This window comes from Algoriphagus ornithinivorans, from assembly GCF_900115305.1.
Taxonomy (GTDB): domain Bacteria; phylum Bacteroidota; class Bacteroidia; order Cytophagales; family Cyclobacteriaceae; genus Algoriphagus; species Algoriphagus ornithinivorans.
In genome coordinates, this window is the sequence record NZ_FOVW01000011.1 from 51138 (window position 1) to 68229 (window position 17092).

10 protein-coding genes are annotated in these 17092 nt (G+C 38.7%); 6 read left to right on the forward strand and 4 right to left on the reverse strand.

What is annotated here, in order from left to right:
• The first annotated feature begins 281 nt into the window (after positions 1–281).
• Entirely contained in the window at positions 282–3056 is a 2775-nt protein-coding gene (locus tag BM073_RS15775) for an outer membrane beta-barrel protein (protein WP_091655303.1), read from the forward strand.
• A 368-nt stretch (positions 3057–3424) separates the two neighbouring features.
• Here BM073_RS15775 and BM073_RS15780 read toward each other — a convergent pair whose 3' ends face one another.
• From BM073_RS15780 to BM073_RS15795, 4 genes are all read right to left on the reverse strand, one after another.
• A complete protein-coding gene (locus BM073_RS15780; RefSeq protein WP_139217515.1) occupies positions 3425–4012 on the reverse strand; it encodes a hypothetical protein in 588 nt (195 codons plus the stop codon).
• 324 nt (positions 4013–4336) lie between these two features.
• Positions 4337–4912 carry a hypothetical protein gene (locus tag BM073_RS15785; protein WP_091655305.1) on the reverse strand — a complete coding sequence of 192 codons (576 nt, stop codon included), beginning with the start codon at positions 4910–4912 and terminating at the stop codon, positions 4337–4339.
• 594 nt (positions 4913–5506) lie between these two features.
• Entirely contained in the window at positions 5507–7867 is a 2361-nt protein-coding gene (locus tag BM073_RS15790) for a TonB-dependent receptor (RefSeq protein ID WP_091655306.1), read from the reverse strand.
• A 412-nt stretch (positions 7868–8279) separates the two neighbouring features.
• Positions 8280–10523, reverse strand: a complete 2244-nt coding sequence (locus BM073_RS15795; protein ID WP_091655307.1) for a Tex family protein — start codon at positions 10521–10523, stop codon at positions 8280–8282.
• Positions 10524–11015: 492 nt separating this feature from the next.
• On the opposite strand from BM073_RS15795, the gene BM073_RS15800 reads away from it, so the two are divergent.
• The 5 genes from BM073_RS15800 to BM073_RS15820 all read left to right on the forward strand — a co-directional run bounded on the left by BM073_RS15800 (position 11016) and on the right by BM073_RS15820 (position 17045).
• The gene (locus tag BM073_RS15800) at positions 11016–11603 is read left to right on the forward strand and encodes a TlpA family protein disulfide reductase (RefSeq protein ID WP_091655308.1); all 588 of its coding nucleotides are present in this window, start codon (positions 11016–11018) and stop codon (positions 11601–11603) included.
• 40 nt (positions 11604–11643) lie between these two features.
• The gene (locus BM073_RS15805) at positions 11644–13008 is read left to right on the forward strand and encodes a flavin monoamine oxidase family protein (RefSeq protein WP_091655309.1); all 1365 of its coding nucleotides are present in this window, start codon (positions 11644–11646) and stop codon (positions 13006–13008) included.
• Positions 13001–14134 carry a nitrilase-related carbon-nitrogen hydrolase gene (locus BM073_RS15810; RefSeq protein ID WP_091655310.1) on the forward strand — a complete coding sequence of 378 codons (1134 nt, stop codon included), beginning with the start codon at positions 13001–13003 and terminating at the stop codon, positions 14132–14134. Before BM073_RS15805 ends, BM073_RS15810 begins: the two co-directional genes overlap by 8 nt.
• A gap of 4 nt (positions 14135–14138) precedes the next feature.
• Positions 14139–15380, forward strand: a complete 1242-nt coding sequence (locus BM073_RS15815) for a peptidase C69 family protein (protein WP_091655311.1) — start codon at positions 14139–14141, stop codon at positions 15378–15380.
• A 102-nt stretch (positions 15381–15482) separates the two neighbouring features.
• Complete coding sequence (locus BM073_RS15820) at positions 15483–17045, forward strand: purple acid phosphatase family protein (protein WP_091655312.1); 1563 nt, start codon at positions 15483–15485, stop codon at positions 17043–17045.
• The last annotated feature ends 47 nt before the right edge of the window (positions 17046–17092 follow it).

Below are 17092 nucleotides of genomic sequence, written 5' to 3' on the forward strand. Positions count from 1 at the left end.
AATATAAAATGTTACTTTTATAAACATCAATAGGTTTATAAAATTTACATAAATTTCTGACAGGCATTGTCATTTTTTACAAAAAATGAAGCTAAATCATAAAATTATCAGGCACTTATAACATGATAAAGACTAATTTTTTACACGATCGGTATGCTTTCATTTTCACATATGACCGCTCAGCGAAAAGTTCAAACAATTAGTTCTGACAGGACTTTCCTTTGTATTGAAAACTAAAACCAATCTTCGCTTCAAACCAGCGAATTACAGTAAACCTACCAATGAGAGTAAAATTTAGTATCCTGTTATTCTTTTTTGCAACTACCACATTAATTGCCCAAACCTACTCTATCAGAGGACGAGTTCAGGAATCAGGCTCCAAAACAGCAATCCCCAATGCGACCATCTTACTTCTTCGTGTAAACGATTCCACCCAGGTGGATGGAATGATTTCAGATTTAGATGGAAATTTTGAAATCGACGATGTACGCGAAGGAGAATATTTATTAAAAGTTCAATATTTAGGCTATCAAAACCTGTTCAGAAGCCTCCAAGTTGCACGAAATATTGACCTAGGTATCATTTCCATCCAAGAAGAGGCAACTGCTTTAGAAGAAGTAACCATCTCTGCAAGAAGGTCTACCAGTCAGCAAAAGTCAGATACGACAATGTATAATGCTGATGCCTTCAAGACTATGCGGGATGCCAGCGCTCAGACACTGATTGAAAAATTACCGGGAGTAACTTCCGCTGACGGTGCTCTGCAGGCTCAAGGTGAAAATATTGGGCAGATATTGGTGGATGGAAAGCCATTTTTCGGAACTGATGTACGAACAGCCTTACAAAATTTGCCTGCAGAAGTAATTCAAAGCATTGAGATTTTTGATCAGCTAAGCGAAAAAGCCAGATTGAGTGGTTTCGATGATGGTGAAAGGCTTAAAACGATCAACATAATTACCAAACCATATAGAAGAAAAGGGCAATTTGGACGTACTTCCGCAGGCTATGGAAGCGATGATCGCTATGTAGTGGGAGCAAGTATCAATGCTTTCAACGAGGATCAGCGCATTACTTTTACCGGACTTTCCAATAATATTAACCTGACTGATTACTCCTCCGACCCTAATGCTCAGGACAATGCGAGGCCTCAAAATGGGATCATTAATACAAATTTGGCTGGCTTAAACTATTCAGATCTTTGGGGTAAAAAGATAAAGGTCTCGGGAAGCTATGTATTCAGCAGCAGAGAAAATATCGGGCAGGAAATACGCTTCCGTGAGTTTATCACAAATAATGAAACGGATCAATTTTATAATGAAGTAAGCAATGATACCAGATTGAACAACCAGCATCAATTTGATATGCGCTTCGAATATAATATTGATGAGAAGAACAGGATCTTATATATCCCTAGATTTTCGGCAAGGTTCGAAACAGAAAACTCAGATTTCTTTGGGGAAACGACCAATGGAGTAGATTTGATCAATTCAGTAGAGAATACTCGAACAGCAAAAAACAAGGATTACGATCTATTCAATCGCTTTTTCTACAGTCACAAATTTGATAAGCCCGGAAGAACCATGACTGTTAGAGCTAGATTGGGAAATAATGCCAATGAGGATAGGGCCAACCGATTGGCTGAAAACCAGTTTTTCTCCCCTACTTTCCGGACTGAAACCATCAATCAACAAATAAACAGAGACCGAACTGGGCTTTCCTGGGAAACAGGAATTTCCTTCACAGAGGCAGTGAGTGAAAGAAGCCAGTTAGAATTGGAATATGAAATCGGAAACCGAATTAATGATTCAGACCAGTTGATTTTTGATGTGCTTGATGAAACTCCAGGTGATCCTGAATTAAGATTGGATACTGCTTTGAGTAATACTTTTGAAAGCAAGTTCTTAACTCAGGAAGTGGAGTTAGGGTATCAATATTCAAAAGATGGCTTGAGATTTCAGGTGGAAGGACAATATCAAAATGCCAAACTGGACAATAGCCAGGGCTTTCCTTTGACTTTTGAATTGCAGCGAACTTTCCAAAGTTTCCAGCCAACTGTCAGAATTGATTATAAATTTTCTGATAACACAAATATCGAGTTCGATTACGACACCAGAACCAATGAGCCAAACTTAAGGCAATTACAACCGGTAGTCGACAACTCCAATCCATTGCAATTGTATGTAGGAAACCCGGATTTAGATCAATCCTACAGTAACCGATTGAGAGTTAGATTCAGAAGCAACAATCCTGAAACAGATAGAAACTGGTTCCTTTTTGCTCAATCATCTTTTGTAAAAAACACAATCAGTAACAGTTCCTTTATTGCTCAGGAAGCGACAGAAATTGAAAATGGAATCATCTTGGAACAGGGCAGTCAGTTGTTTAGACCGGTAAACTTAGACGGCTATTGGGACTTTAGATCTTGGTTGAGTTATGGTATTCCTGCAGGATTTATCAAGTCCAATTTCAATATGAATTTCGGGGCGGCTTACACCAAAAGGCCCACATTAGTCAATCAGCAAAACGGTTTTAACAATTCCCGAAGACTCAGCACTGGATTTTCCATCAGCAGTAATATCAGTGATCAGATTGACTTTAACATATGGACAAGATTTTCCTTCAATGATGTAGAAAACACGCTCAATCCGAATTTGAATAATACGTTTTTCAATCAGAGAGGAAGAATCAATTTCAACTGGATCATCTGGGAAGGTTTTGTGTATAGACTGGATTTGACCCATCAAGTGAATTCTGGCCTTTCCGAAGGCTTTGACACCAATTTCACCTTGGTTAATATGAGTTTAGGCAAGAAAATCTTCAACAATCAGCGAGGAGAAATCAGCTTGAATGTGTATGACCTATTCCGACAGAACAACAACATTCGCAGAAATATCTCTGAGACTTTTATTGAGGATGTGCAAACCAACGTTTTGCAACGCTATGTAATGCTGACCTTCAGTTATAATATCCGAAGATTTAGCAAAGGAATGGACATGGACGATTACAATGAAATGATCAATACCGGAGATGACGGCAGAGTAAGGGGTGGTAGATAGTAAAGATGAAGGCTAAATTCAATAATCTGAAAATAGTCAGTAACCTGAATTTGGATATCGGATTTACGAATTACGGGATGCTTAGTGAAAATGATCCTTGATCTTTGTTCTTTGTTCTTAAAGCTTGTTTAAGATAGGTTTATGAATTTAAATCAATCCTGAATAATTCGGCTAAAGCCTAAATATTTCTATTATGAAAATAAGACCTCCGGCTGAAGCCGGAGGAAATAGGAAAGGCCTTAAATTTAAAATAGAAATGCGGCTTTAACCCTTTCAATTTGAACCAAATATACCAACGTAGGAATAAACCTTAACTATTGAAATAAGTCACACTGGTCATTTTGAAATTAAAGTTAATTCTTGGAGAATTATTTAGCTGGAACAGTAAATGATACCACAAGGCCAACAGAGCTTCCTGAAAGTTCTTCTCCTGAGGATGTAGAATATTGGAGGGCTGAATATGTTAGAGCGATCCATTTGTATCCAAATTCTACTTTTCCTCCCAAATTGCTTTTCATTTTGTCATCAGCTACAAAACCATCACCTTTAAAACGAACTAACTGATGAGAAGTAATTCCGGCTCCTAACCTGAAATTTTCATTGAAGTTGAAAAACGGAATTAAGTAAATAGGAACCCTTGTAAACCTGATGTTAGCATTGTCAGCGGCAGTCGTATTATACTTCCAGCCTACTCCACCTCGGAGCATAAATTGTTTGATTTTAGGAAAATCGAATTGTCCCCCAACAGATAAATAACCACCCTGACCGGCTCTCATTACTTGATCCTCTCCATTCGTGAAAAATATTTTCAGCAATTCATCGCCTCCATATTCAAGTCCTGCTTCAATGAGCAATTTAGCTTTAATGGCTGATTCTTTTTCTTGGGCAAAACTCAATTGAGAGATTGATATGACAGCAATTATCAAGGGTAAGACTTTCTGAATTCTTTTCATCATTAGAAATAAGGTTCGAGTAATTTTAGAAAAAACAAAACCTGTTGCCTTATTCAATGACGTTTTGCAGATGGAAAATATCCCTTGCTATCAGGTACAAATTTTAGCAAATGTGAAGAAAAAGAAGAAAATTTCAATTCAGTTGAAAAAAAATATTTCAGTGTATTTTGATAAATAAACAAGAGTAACAGAAAATTTAAAAAAGAATTAACCGAGAATAATTTTAGCTATTTTTCTATTTCAAATATTAAATATCTTCTGAGTAAAAAGTGAATTTTGAATTCAGATTAAAGGTAGTAATTAGAGGATAGTAATTTATCCTTATGATCAGTTTATTGTATTTTTTCCTCTATTCAAGGATTCAATAAACTCGGGTATTTGATTTCTATTGATTTCCTCAAGAGCAAGCAAAGCAGCAGGTTGATCATGAAGTAATTTCCTTAAGTTTTTTTTCCAATTACCTAACAAATGGGTGGTCAGAATAAAATTTGAACCGTTAGTATCAAAAACTGCATATTGAGGCAAAGTGGTAACAACTCCATTGACATTTGTACTTACCATATGTAAATATAATTGGAATCTTGGACCGTAATCAATCTGTCTATAAAACCCACCATCGTTGGTTTTTTCTATTTCAATATAACGAAAATCAAAGCGTTGTCCCGGAATTCCAAATCCATAGGCCGCAATTTGTCGATCTTTAGCCTTAAATACTTGAGCCTCCTCTCCATCACCCTTCACTACCAAGGCAAAATAATTGGTAGAGATTTTTTTACCGCCAATTTTGATGGAACATGGTACCGTATCTTGCGCCATTGTCACATAATATCCGTTGACAAAATCTTGGGCATACAAGGTTTCTAGACCAAAGACTGATAGCAGGAAAAAGAGAGTTAGCTTCATAAGGAGCAAGGATAAATTTCGCCAAAAGTGCAATTTTTTTTTCAATAATTGATTTCTGAAAATTTGAGTTTTTTAAGTGAACTCGTGCTCCGGACAATCCAACCTTAATTCACTATCTTGAAGATTCATTCTTAAAAGCTTACAGTAATGAATTCCATTTTCAAATTGGTACTTTCCTGTAGGAATCACAGCCCTCCTTCAATGCTTTGACATGAAGATCCGTTGTGAAAACATTTAAAAGGGCCTCAGTTAAAATATTTAGCTGGGGTCGTTTTTTTTATAATTAGTTGACACCTAAAAATAGTTGTTTTTTAAACTAAAAAAATACCCTATTCAGGGTATTTTTAGGCCAAATTATAAGCAACTTTAATCTTTTTGGAAGAGAAATTTTTAGGTAAAGAAATAAACACTACTCCTTCATTTAAAAATTATATAATCACATTTCTCAGTAAGAAGAAAAATATGCCATAGGATTTGCCCAAAGTATTAGAATTAGGACGCTTCGGTCTTCGTTCGCATGTGCTGAGCTTAGTCGAAATATCCAATCGGCCAATTACAGAAAATATGGTAAAGGCCTAATTGATAATAATCCGGTTAAAAATTATATCTCGCCGAAAGCAATACAATCCTGGTTTCATCCTTGGAGAAATATTCTTGAGAAAAGGTATTCGTCAAGGAGCTACCCGCATATCTCCTGGTATCAAATACATCTCTTACAGCTAAAGTAAGACTTCCTCTATTTTCAAAAAAGGATTTTTGAATACTAGTATCTACATAATAAACTGAAAGGCTTTTTCCTTGAGCCTGAATTTCTGGTGATTCATAATTCGCCACTAATTGGAAGTTAAAACCTTTTGGCAATTTAAAATCTTGATTCAGCTTCGCATTATAGGTAAATCCATCATTCGTAAATTCCTCACTAATATTTGATGCATTTACCACAATTCTGGAAAAGGTCATCCCACCATTCAATGAGTACCATTCATTTAACTCAGCAGTTCCTATCAATTCTACTCCATAGGCTTCGGCAAAACGCAAATTTTCAGGCTGTGTATAAGAGATTCCATCTTCAATGATGGTTATGAAGTCTATTTGATTATTGATCTTCCTATAAAATAGATTAGTTGTCAAACTCGTCTTTTCAAAATTTGCCAGGTGCCCAAATTCAAAGGAATTGATCATTTCTGGCACCAGATTCGGGTTGCCCCGGCGAACATTCAAACTATCAGTAATATTGGGAAATGGGTTTAATCTCCATGCTCTTGGCCGATCTATTCTACGGCTGTAGGTGAATTTCACTCCATGAATTTCATTTAGGTTGTATAAGCCTTGTATACTCGGAAACAGATTAAAATATCGTTGTTGATTTTCTTCATCAGAATTGAATAGATAAGTATCCACTTGCGTGAATTCACCTCTTAAACCCAAACCATATTCAAATTTGGAACCGCTATTTGAATAGATTGCATAAGCAGCATGAATTTGATCTTGGTAAAGAAAACGATTACTAACATTTGAATCATCTACAAAGGTCTGAGTCGACTCATTGAACCTTTGGTAAATAAAATCATTGTCAAATTCTCTAATTGTTGATTTTAAACCCGACTCAAATTTCCCTTTATCCAGTGGTCTGATATAATCAATTTGAGCAACGCTGATATTTCTTACCTCATCTGTAAATGCCCTTTCCCTACCTGAAAGATTCTCTGGAATTGGATTTTGAGTCCCATTGAATATCTCAATGTTTTGGGTCTTATATTGATTTCTGAATGAATGGCTTGCAGTAGCGCGAAGAACATGATCTTTTTCCTTGAACCTATGCTCAAAAATTAAAGCGTTATCAAGGCCATCATCTTGTTCATTTTCATTGTTTCGCCGAACATAATCGAAATCCCTTCCTTTTCTTATTTGATTTGCAAAAAGAGTATTGATATCCCAAGTTTCATTCACTTGAAGTACCCCCTCATAACTCAAGGTATTTTCACCGAAATATAAGTCTAATCCAAAATTCAGATTATTACTCACGTCTTTATCAGAACTTCTGGTGGTCTGATCCAAATCTTCTTGTTCATCAAACAATCTTCTTGAGTTTTGCCTTTCTCCAACACTCCTCCAGTTTCGGTAATTATATCCACCAAAAACATTCATTTTCAGGTTTCTGTGATTAATTCTCCCTCCAACATTGCTTCTACCTCTTGTTCCATAAGTCCCTTCGACCCCACCATGAGTTCCTAATTCAATTCCCTTCTTTAAAACAATATCAATTACACCGCCTTCTGCTTCTGCATCGTACCTTGCATTAGGATTATTTATAATTTTAATTTCTTCCACAACTGATGCCGGAAGTTGATCCAAATTTTGAGTTAGGGAAGAGTTTCTACCGTTGATTAAAATGTTGGTAGCAGAACTACCTCTCAAAGAAATGCCACCATCCTCACTAACTGAGACAGAAGGAGTATTCCTTAAGATATCCAATAAGGTTCCTCCTGCATTTGCTAAATTATTGGCAGGAGTAACTATCAAACCTTCCAATGTAGTTCTAACCGGAAGCTGAGAGGTTTCGACGACAACTTCCTCGAGATTTTGATTACTACTTTCAAAGCTCAAATTCCCCAGATTCGTAGTTGTAGTAGCTTGGATAGTTTCTAAAATCAAATCCTCATATCCCAAAAAAAATGCTTTGAAAGTATAAGTACCCGGTTTTACTTCAAGCTGAAACGCACCTTTTTCATCGGAATCAGAAAAAACCACAGGATTAACATCATCAGAAGATTTGAATAACGCAACTTGAGCAAATGAAACGGGTTGTTGTGACTGGGAGTCAACTAACTTTCCGATTACTTTAACTGATTGGGCAAAAATGATATTCGAACAGAGGAAAAAACTTAAACCGATAAATAATGTAAGTTGGTAAGTTTTGAATTTAAATTTAAGTACTTCTTTTTTCTTCTTCACGGTTCAGTAGTTGTAACAATTTGTTGAATGAAAGAAAAAACACGTTGTACACCTCTTTGTTTCAGGTATTTGACTTACGGTAGATAAAAACTCTGATTGGAGAAAACGATCAATGAAATACCATTTTAGTCCTATTCAAAAAAACCTCTTCCCTCCTCCTTGCACTTTACTGATTCTTCCCTTTAAATTTCTTGGGCGGGAGGACCTTGTCTATCACTAATCCATTATCCTGATTTTTACTTGCTGCTATTTAAATTTTAACTGCTTCGCAATTTTGATCTCCAATTAAAAAAAACGTATCAGTCGCCCTCAGCACTTTCCTCGGTGAACTCTGTGGCAAAATACCCGAATAAAAAAACGCGACCCCTTTCGGAATCGCGCTTTTTCATATTTCAAACTTCACAATTCTAACTTATCTAAACTTTCCTTTCAACATGGCCAGCTTTTCTGCCATGCTACCTTGGGGTTCTTCTTTTTTGGCTGGCTTTGCACTTTTCTCCATTTTCTTTCCTCGCTCCGCAAAAGGATCGGATTTCATACTCAACCCAATCCGCTTTCTAGGAATATCTATTTCTACGACTGTTACCTCCACCTTTTGATTGACATGTACAATCTCATTCGGATCCTTCACAAAGCGATCTGCCAAATGGCTTAAGTGAACCAGGCCATCTTGATGAACGCCTACATCTACAAAAGCTCCAAAGGCAGTTATATTCGTAACCACACCCGGTAATTTCATTCCTACCCGGAGATCTTCCATGCTATTTACTCCTTCCTCAAACTGAAAGACCTCAAAACTCTCTCGTGGATCTCTTCCGGGCTTAGCCAACTCATCTAAAATATCCTGCAAGGTGGGTAAACCAACCTGCTCTGAAACGTAGTTTTTTAAGTTGATTCGATTGCGTAGTTCCTCTGATTTAACCAAATCATCAACCGAAGCTCCCAGATCTTTCGCCATGCTTTCCACCAAAGCATATCGCTCCGGGTGAACCGCCGAAGCATCTAAAGGATTTTTTGCCTGAGAAATTCTCAGGAAACCAGCTGCCTGTTCATAGGCTTTTTCACCTAAGCGAGGAACCTTTAGCAACTGACTTCTGGATTTGAATGGTCCATGTTGATTTCGGAATTCTACTATATTTTGAGCTAGTACAGGACCTAGACCGGAAACATAAGTCAGCAGTTGTTTGGAAGCCGTATTGACCTCCACTCCCACTCCATTTACTGCAGACATCACCGTATCATCCAGTGCATTTTTCAAAGCATTTTGATCCACATCGTGTTGGTACTGCCCTACTCCTATGGACTTTGGGTCGATTTTAACCAATTCGGCCAAAGGGTCCATCAATCTTCGGCCAATTGAAACTGCACCTCTAACAGTCAAATCTAAGTCTGGAAACTCCTCTCTTGCAACCTCTGATGCAGAATAGATGGATGCTCCTGCTTCATTGACCATGGTAACTACGACTGACTTGGGCAACCCTAAAGATTTTACAAAGGCTTCTGTTTCCCTACCCGCAGTTCCATTTCCAATGGCAATTGCCTGAACAGAAAACTTATCCACCAAACCTTTGACAGCCATGCCAGCTTCGGATGCTCTTTTCTGAGGCTCATGTGGAAAAATACTTTCATAATGTAAAAATTGACCCTGCGGCCCCAGACATACCAGCTTACAACCAGTACGAAATCCCGGGTCTATGGCCATCACAGATTTTTCACCCAAAGGAGCTCCCAAAAGCAACTGCTTTAAATTCTCCGCAAAAACCCGAATGGCTTCCTCATCAGCTTTCTTTTTGGTCAGAAGGCGAACTTCTGTTTCCATACTTGGCTTCAGCAAGCGCTTATAACAGTCCTTGATCGCCAGTTTCACCTGTTCTACGGATTCATTGCTTCTTTGGGAATCAATCATTACTCTTTCTATCAAGGCCAAGGCATCTGATTCTTCTGGACAGGAATCCAGCATCAGGAAAAGCTCTTTTTCCCCTCTGCGCATCGCCAAAACCCTATGAGAAGGAGCAGTTTTAATGGGTTCTGTCCAGTCGAAATAATCCTTGTATTTAACCGCTTCGGCTTCTTTTCCAGGGATTACTTTGGAAGTGAAATTTCCTTCTTCCAAAAACAGCTTACGCATTTTCTCCCTGAGATCTGCTTTTTCGTTGATCCACTCGGCAAGAATATCTCTTGCTCCCTGAAGGGCTTCTTCTACTGATTTAACTTCCTTTTCCTCATTTATATATTGAGAGGCTTCCTCTTCCAAATCAATTGATTCTTGCTGGAAAATACGTTCTGCCAAAGGCTCCAGACCTTTTTCTCTGGCGATAGTAGCTTTGGTTCTTCTTTTGGGCTTATAAGGAAGATAGATATCCTCCAGTTTAGCCATAGTTTCTGCATTTTCTACAGCTTTTTTGAGTTCCGGGCTTAGCTTTCCTTGTTCCTCTATGGACTTCAGCACCGCCTCTCTACGCTTATCCAAATCCCGTAATTGCTGCAACCTGTCTCTTACCGCTGCTACCTGCACTTCATCCAGGCTTCCTGTTGCTTCTTTTCTATAGCGTGAAATAAAGGGAACTGTACCTCCCTCATCCAGCAAGTCCATGGTGGCTTTCACCTGATGGGATTTGATGTTGAGTTCGGAGGCAATTTTAATCTCGTAATTCATATTTTTGGCTAAGATCTTTCGATTGAACCTGCAAGATAAGGCTGCTTTTCTTTCAAAAAAGTAAAGTCCGTGAGACTTGTCACTAAGCGTCTGAAAGCGTGGGGGTAATTTTGGAAAGGCTGAAATTAGAAGTGTAAAAGCTGAAAGAAATCTGTGTTAATCTGTGGGATAAAAAAGTCAGAGGCAATCAGCAGAAGCATCTATTTTCTTTGATGGGGGTAGGTTATTAGTTATTGATTTATTAGTTATTGAGTTATTAGTGCCCCTCGTAAATCGTAATTCGTAAATCAAAAATATTGTCGTCACCGCGAGGAACGAAGCAGTCATATCGAGGCTATAATCACAAATGACTTATTCCCTCAAAAAATCAAACAGGCAGCTATCAAAAGAGGAAACTATCTTATTTGATTGTAGTAGGCTATTAGTTATTAGTTATTGAGTTATTAGTGCCCCTCGTAAATCAAAAATCTTAAATCTTGAATCTTTTAAACCATGTCAAAATCAACCTTTCTCAAAGAACTTAAATCCTGGGGGCTGATTTTGTCCTTTTTTGCCTTTCTTTATTTCACGGGCTTACTGCCGGTGATTCAAGGTGGAATCCAATCCGCATTACTATACACGGGCCTGATCACACCCAAAATTGAGCGGGTAGATTTAACAAATCAAAACTTTGATTACAGAGGTAAATTCCTGGATTTTGAAGGAAAGGAAATCAATTTAGCTGAGTTCAAAGGCAAAACTCTTTTTATTAATCTTTGGGCTTCTTGGTGTGGCCCTTGCCGTGCTGAAATGCCGCATATCTCCGAACTCTACAAAAAGGTAAAGGATGAACCCAATCTGGAATTTCTTCTGATTGGTTTAGACAATGATTTTGAAAAAAGTAAAGCATTTATTCAAGGTAAAAGTTGGGCTTTCCCTACAGCTCATGCCAGCTATGGTCTCAATAGCAGCTTACAAAGTGAATCCATTCCTACAACCTTGGTAATAAATCCTCAAGGCAAAATCGTATTCTACCAAGAAGGGATGAGTAATTTTAATACCGAGGAATTTCGTGAATTCTTGATTTCCCAGAATAAATAATCAACTATCTGAGTTTCGGAAAATTTATCTATTTTCCGTTATGATTCACCCAAACAATCAGATTGCCATAATTGGCGCTGGTTTCTCTGGCCTAGCAGCCGCACGCATTTTGCATCAAAAGGGAATTTCTTTCCAGTTATTTGAGGCAAGAGAGCGACTGGGTGGAAGAGTTTATACCAAACAAATCCAAGACGACCTTTACCTGGATTTAGGCGGACAGTGGATAGGTCCTTCCCAAACCCGGATGTACGAGCTCTGCCAAGAATACGGAGTTCCATATTTCGAAACCTACAACCAAGGGCAAAGTATTCTGGATCTAAATGGAAGAATCAAAAGTTACAAAGGAACTATCCCTAAGCTGGATATCATTTCACTTTTAAATCTGGATATGATCGTGCGAAAGCTAGAGCGCATGGCCTCCAAAATAGATTTGGAAAAACCCTGGACCCATCCTAAAGCTCAGGAATTTGACGGACAAACTCTGCTGGATTTCCTGAAAAGAAACTCAAAAACTGAGGCTTGTTTGCAGGTGATGAAAGTTGGTATGCAGACCATATTCGCCTGCGAACCCGAGGAGCTTTCTCTTTTGCATGCGCTGTTTTATATCAAATCCGGCACCTCTCTCGATGTCCTGATTTCCATCAAAAACGGAGCTCAGCAGCATAGAATTCATGGAGGTATGCAAACACTTGCAGAAGCGATAGCCAAACCATTTTTTGATCGTATTCAATTTGACTCCCCTGTCCTATCAATCATTCAGGAAAAGGAAAAATTTACCCTAAGCACCTCCAAAGGAGCTCAAGTATTTAGCCATATCATCTTCGCCGTTCCTCCTCCTCTTTTGAAGAAAATAGGAATCAATCCTCCACTTTCTGATCAAAAGCAAAAACTCTTGGAAGGATATGAAATGGGATATATCGGAAAGTGCCAAATGGTATTTGCTAAGCCATATTGGAGACATAAAAATCTATCTGGCCAAGCCGTTTCGGATTCTGAATTTTACCTACAAACAATATTTGACAGTTCCCCGGCGGATTCCAAATACGGAGTCTTAATGGGTTTTGTCATTGGAAACAAGGCTCGAAAATTCTTCCAGATGGATGAGGATTCGAGAAAACAAGCCGTGAAAAAACAGCTTATTCAATATTTTGGAGAGGAAGCTAATCAGGAAATCAACTATGTGGACCACACCATGAATCAGGAAACATGGTCTGAGGGCTGCTACGCCGGAATTAGAGGAGTCAATTCTTGGACTAAATATCAGAACAGTTATAGCCAAAGCGAGGGAAGATTGCATTTTGCAGGCACAGAAGCAGCTACTCGATGGCATGGATATATAGAAGGTGCCGTGAGAGCAGGAGAAGCTGCTGCAGAGAAAATATTACAGGAATTAAGCAATGATTAAAAGATTACTCATCAGTCTATTCTTATTGGTGATTTTCGTTTGGTTGATTTGGTCTTCTTCCGGGCGAAAAATTCAAGCTCCAACGCCAAAGCCCTACCTGAGCATGGTTCAGGAAATCAATCCCAGCGATTCCTTAGAAAGGAATATCGTAGGAATTCAACCTTTCATGGATGAGCACGATTATTTGCAGCCGGATATTTTTAAAAGAAAAATAGAATTGTATCTACAAATCGCCCGCGATTCAGGTTTTTTAAAAAGTAACACTTTGGTTCTGTATCCTGAGTATATCGGCACTTGGCTGGTTTTGCAAGGAGAAAAGCATGTTTTAGCTGAAAAAAAGACCCTGAATGAGGCTATGAGCACCTTGGTCATGAGCAATATTTTTGATTTCTCTCTGGCTTTTTTCAAGACAAAAGAAAAGGACAAAGCAGCAGCTTCTATTTTCAGGATGAAAGCTAAGGAAATGGCAAAAACCTATTTCGAAACCTTTTCCAGTCTTGCTAAAGATTATCAGGTTTATATTACTGCAGGTTCAATTATTCTACCTCAGCCTGCTGTGATTTCCGGAAAACTCAGCGTGGATCCCAATGGTCCTTTGTATAATGTCTCTTTCCTTTTTGATCCGGAAGGCAATATCATGGGCTCCCCTATTTACAAGAACTTTCCCGTTGAATCCGAACTCCCTTTTTTAAGTTCTGGAGAAAGTAAAGATTTGCCTGTATTTGATCTTCCTATGGGAAAAACATCCGTACTCGTGTGTGCCGATAGTTGGTATGAAGATGCTTATTTAAATACTATTGAAAATAGAGCTGAAATAGTCTTGGTGCCATCCTTCTGCCCTGGAGATAGCACCATGAATAACCCCTGGAAAGGCTATAGCGGATCCATCACACCTACAAGCATCAATGAATCTGACATTAATCTTCTGACGGAAGGTGAAGCATGGAAAAAATATGCCTTACCTGGTAAAATCAGCCAGACCTCGGCGTTGGTTGGACTAAATATCTTCCTCAAAGGAGAGCTCTGGGACTTAGGTGCAGATGGGCAACCTCTTGCTTATTTGAGAGGAGATACCTTGGAAATACAAGCGGCAGAACAAGCTGGGATCTGGTCCTTGAACTTTTGAGCTTATGTGTGATACACTGGTAGCCCTTGCAAAAGCAACCCAATCTGGAAATCTGATATTTGGAAAAAACTCGGATAGGGAACCACAAGAGGCTCAGGAAATTCTCTGGATTCCAGCCCAAAAACCTACTTCTCAAATCCTTAAATGCACTTATTTAGAGATTCCTCAAGTAAGTGAAACTTATGAGTGCATCCTTTCCAAACCCTTCCAAATGTGGGGTGCAGAGATGGGGGTAAATGAGTTCAATGTGTGCATTGGCAATGAAGCTGTATTTACCAATGTCAAATTCGATAAATCCAATCAGGGACTTACAGGGATGGATTTGTTGCGATTGGCATTAGAAAGAAGTAAAAGCGCAGAAGAAGCTAGGGAAATCATCATTTCCCTTCTGCAGCAGTTTGGCCAAAATGCCTGTGGAGGCTATCAAAATAAAGACTTTTACTATCACAACAGCTTCCTAATTGCTGATCTGGATCATGCATTTATACTGGAAACCTCGGGAAAATCCTGGGCATGGAAAAAAGTGGCGTTAACTGCCAGTATTTCCAATATATTGACCATCGAGGAGGATTATGATCAGATTTTCATAGCTGGTGAAAGCCAAACCTTTTCCTCTTGGTTTGCTCAAAAATCGGGGTTTAAATCAAGATTTTCTGACATCCTATTTACCTATTTTGGAAAAGGTGATAAAAGAAAAGCTTGTACAGGTAATTTTCTACAAGAAAATCAGGGAGCTATCGATATACATTCAGTATTTGAAATATTAAGGACGCATAACTTACCTGATACCAAATTTCACCCCAAGAAAGCCAATTCTGAATCGATTTGTATGCACGCAACAGGCTTGACAAATCCGTCAGATACCACGGGAAGTATGGTTGCTGAACTCAGAAAAGAAGGCTTTTCAAGCATTTGGCTTTCAGGCACACCACACCCCTGTTTGAGTATTTATGTGCCATTTTATCTGGGCACATCAAAAGGCTTTCTCGTAGCTCCAACCTCCAATCCAGACAAGTCCCTATGGTGGAAAGCAAAGGAGCTCCATTCTTTAATCGATCAGCATCGGCAAAGCCTATTTTTCCAAATTAGAGAGGAGTTGAATACTATTCAAAATAGATGGATTCAACAGGATCAGGAGCTTTTGGCTGCTAAGTCTGATAAGTCAATTCTCAACTCCTTTTCAGAAGACTGTTATATGGAATATCAAGCATGGATAGCCGATAAACTATCCCAGCTTTCTGCTTAAAGAATAGCTCCTTTAGGATTAAAGAGATGTTTATTCCTTTTTAGATTTTTCTTCTGGGGATAATCAGGTATTTTTCAAGACCTTAACCAAACCCAAAATCCTATGCATATCAGGATCCTATTCCTATTTTTAGGCATTCTAATTTTTGAATCTTCTTGTAAAGCCCAGGAGATTAGAGTTTACAAAGAACCAGTTTTTGCCAACGATTGGTCCAAACCCAGTATTCATCCGGACAGAATCATCTTAAATCCCGGTCAAAATCCCAGTTCAGAAATGAACGTAACTTGGAGAACTACTACAGAGATAGAGGTCGCCTACGCAGAAATTGCACCTGCTACGGCAGCTCCGAAGTTTTGGAGAAATGCGAAAACTTACACAGCCAAAACTGAAAACCTGAATGCCAAAGAAGTTCCCATGGCAGAAGTGGAAGCAAATTATCATTCTGTGGAATTTAAGAACCTGCAACCCGGACAAGTTTATGGCTATAGAGTTGGAGATGGAGAACATTGGTCCGAATGGTTTCAATTCAAAACTGCCTCTGCTGATCCAAAGGAGCGCTTTTCTTTTTTGTATGTAGGAGATGCACAAAATTATATCCTGGAATTATGGGCTAGGTTAATTCGGGAAGGATATAGAAAAGCACCTGATGCAGATTTTATAATCCATGCAGGGGATCTGATCAATTATGCTCATAGAGAGCAGGAATGGCATGAATGGTTTACTGCAGGAGGTTTTATCCATAGTATGCTCCCTTCCCTTTCTGTTCCTGGTAATCATGAATACAATTATCTAAATAACTCCAATCGGGAGGCCGGAAGAGCACTTTCCATTCAGTGGAAGCCTCAGTTTACTTTCCCTATAAACGGTCCTGAAGGTTTGGAGGAAACAGCCTATTTTATCGATTATCCTGATGTCAAATTTATCTTCTTGGACTCTAACAGAGATCATGAAAAGCAGGCTGCATGGCTTCGAGACATATTGAAAGAGAATAAAAAGAAATGGACCATTGTATCTTACCACCATCCACTTTTTTCGGCTTCCTCTGGAAGAGATAATGAGGCATTGAGAGCTATTTGGAAGCCTATTTTCGATGAATTTAAAGTAGACTTGGCATTGCAAGGACATGACCATAGCTATGCTCGAGGGAGAGTAAGTCCTGGTGAGAATGTACTGAATGGAACCAACCTGAGAGACCTAACTGGTACAGTTTACGTGGTGTCAGTCAGTGGAGGCAAAATGTATGGCCTCAACCCAAATGCATGGGAAGGAACTGAGGCAGTGAGAGACCGGGCTGCTGAAAACACTCAGTTGTTTCAGGTAATTAGCATTGAGAATAATAGCCTGAAATTTGAATCCTACACGGCTGTAGGAGAACTCTATGATGCTTTTGAATTGGCAAAAAATGAGGATGGAAGCAATACCTTTTTGGAATTGAAAACCGATTTGGGGCCTGAGTATAGATTTGAAAACACTATTCCCTATGAGGATCAGTTACCTTCTGAAATTGAGTCTAAAATCTTGAAAAAATATTCTGGATATGAAATTAGGAGGGTGATTTTCAAAGAAGTAGAAGGTCAAACAAGAATTGAACTTCGAATTCAAAAAGTGGAAATTCAGAAAATCCTATTGCTGGATAGCAAAGGAAAAGTCCTGAGCGAAAACTAATCAGAGGTTTGAACAGGACAAAAATCCATTTTTTCAGTTTATCTTGA

What these genes read in the sequence shown, in the direction of transcription:
- BM073_RS15775 (WP_091655303.1), top strand. Translation starts at nt 282, where the DNA reads ATGAGAGTAAAATTTAGTATCCTGTTATTCTTTTTTGCAACTACCACA.
- BM073_RS15780 (WP_139217515.1), bottom strand. Translation starts at nt 4,012, where the DNA reads ATGATGAAAAGAATTCAGAAAGTCTTACCCTTGATAATTGCTGTCATA.
- BM073_RS15785 (WP_091655305.1), bottom strand. Translation starts at nt 4,912, where the DNA reads ATGAAGCTAACTCTCTTTTTCCTGCTATCAGTCTTTGGTCTAGAAACC.
- BM073_RS15795 (WP_091655307.1), bottom strand. Translation starts at nt 10,523, where the DNA reads ATGAATTACGAGATTAAAATTGCCTCCGAACTCAACATCAAATCCCAT.
- BM073_RS15800 (WP_091655308.1), top strand. Translation starts at nt 11,016, where the DNA reads ATGTCAAAATCAACCTTTCTCAAAGAACTTAAATCCTGGGGGCTGATT.
- BM073_RS15805 (WP_091655309.1), top strand. Translation starts at nt 11,644, where the DNA reads ATGATTCACCCAAACAATCAGATTGCCATAATTGGCGCTGGTTTCTCT.
- BM073_RS15810 (WP_091655310.1), top strand. Translation starts at nt 13,001, where the DNA reads ATGATTAAAAGATTACTCATCAGTCTATTCTTATTGGTGATTTTCGTT.
- BM073_RS15815 (WP_091655311.1), top strand. Translation starts at nt 14,139, where the DNA reads ATGTGTGATACACTGGTAGCCCTTGCAAAAGCAACCCAATCTGGAAAT.
- BM073_RS15820 (WP_091655312.1), top strand. Translation starts at nt 15,483, where the DNA reads ATGCATATCAGGATCCTATTCCTATTTTTAGGCATTCTAATTTTTGAA.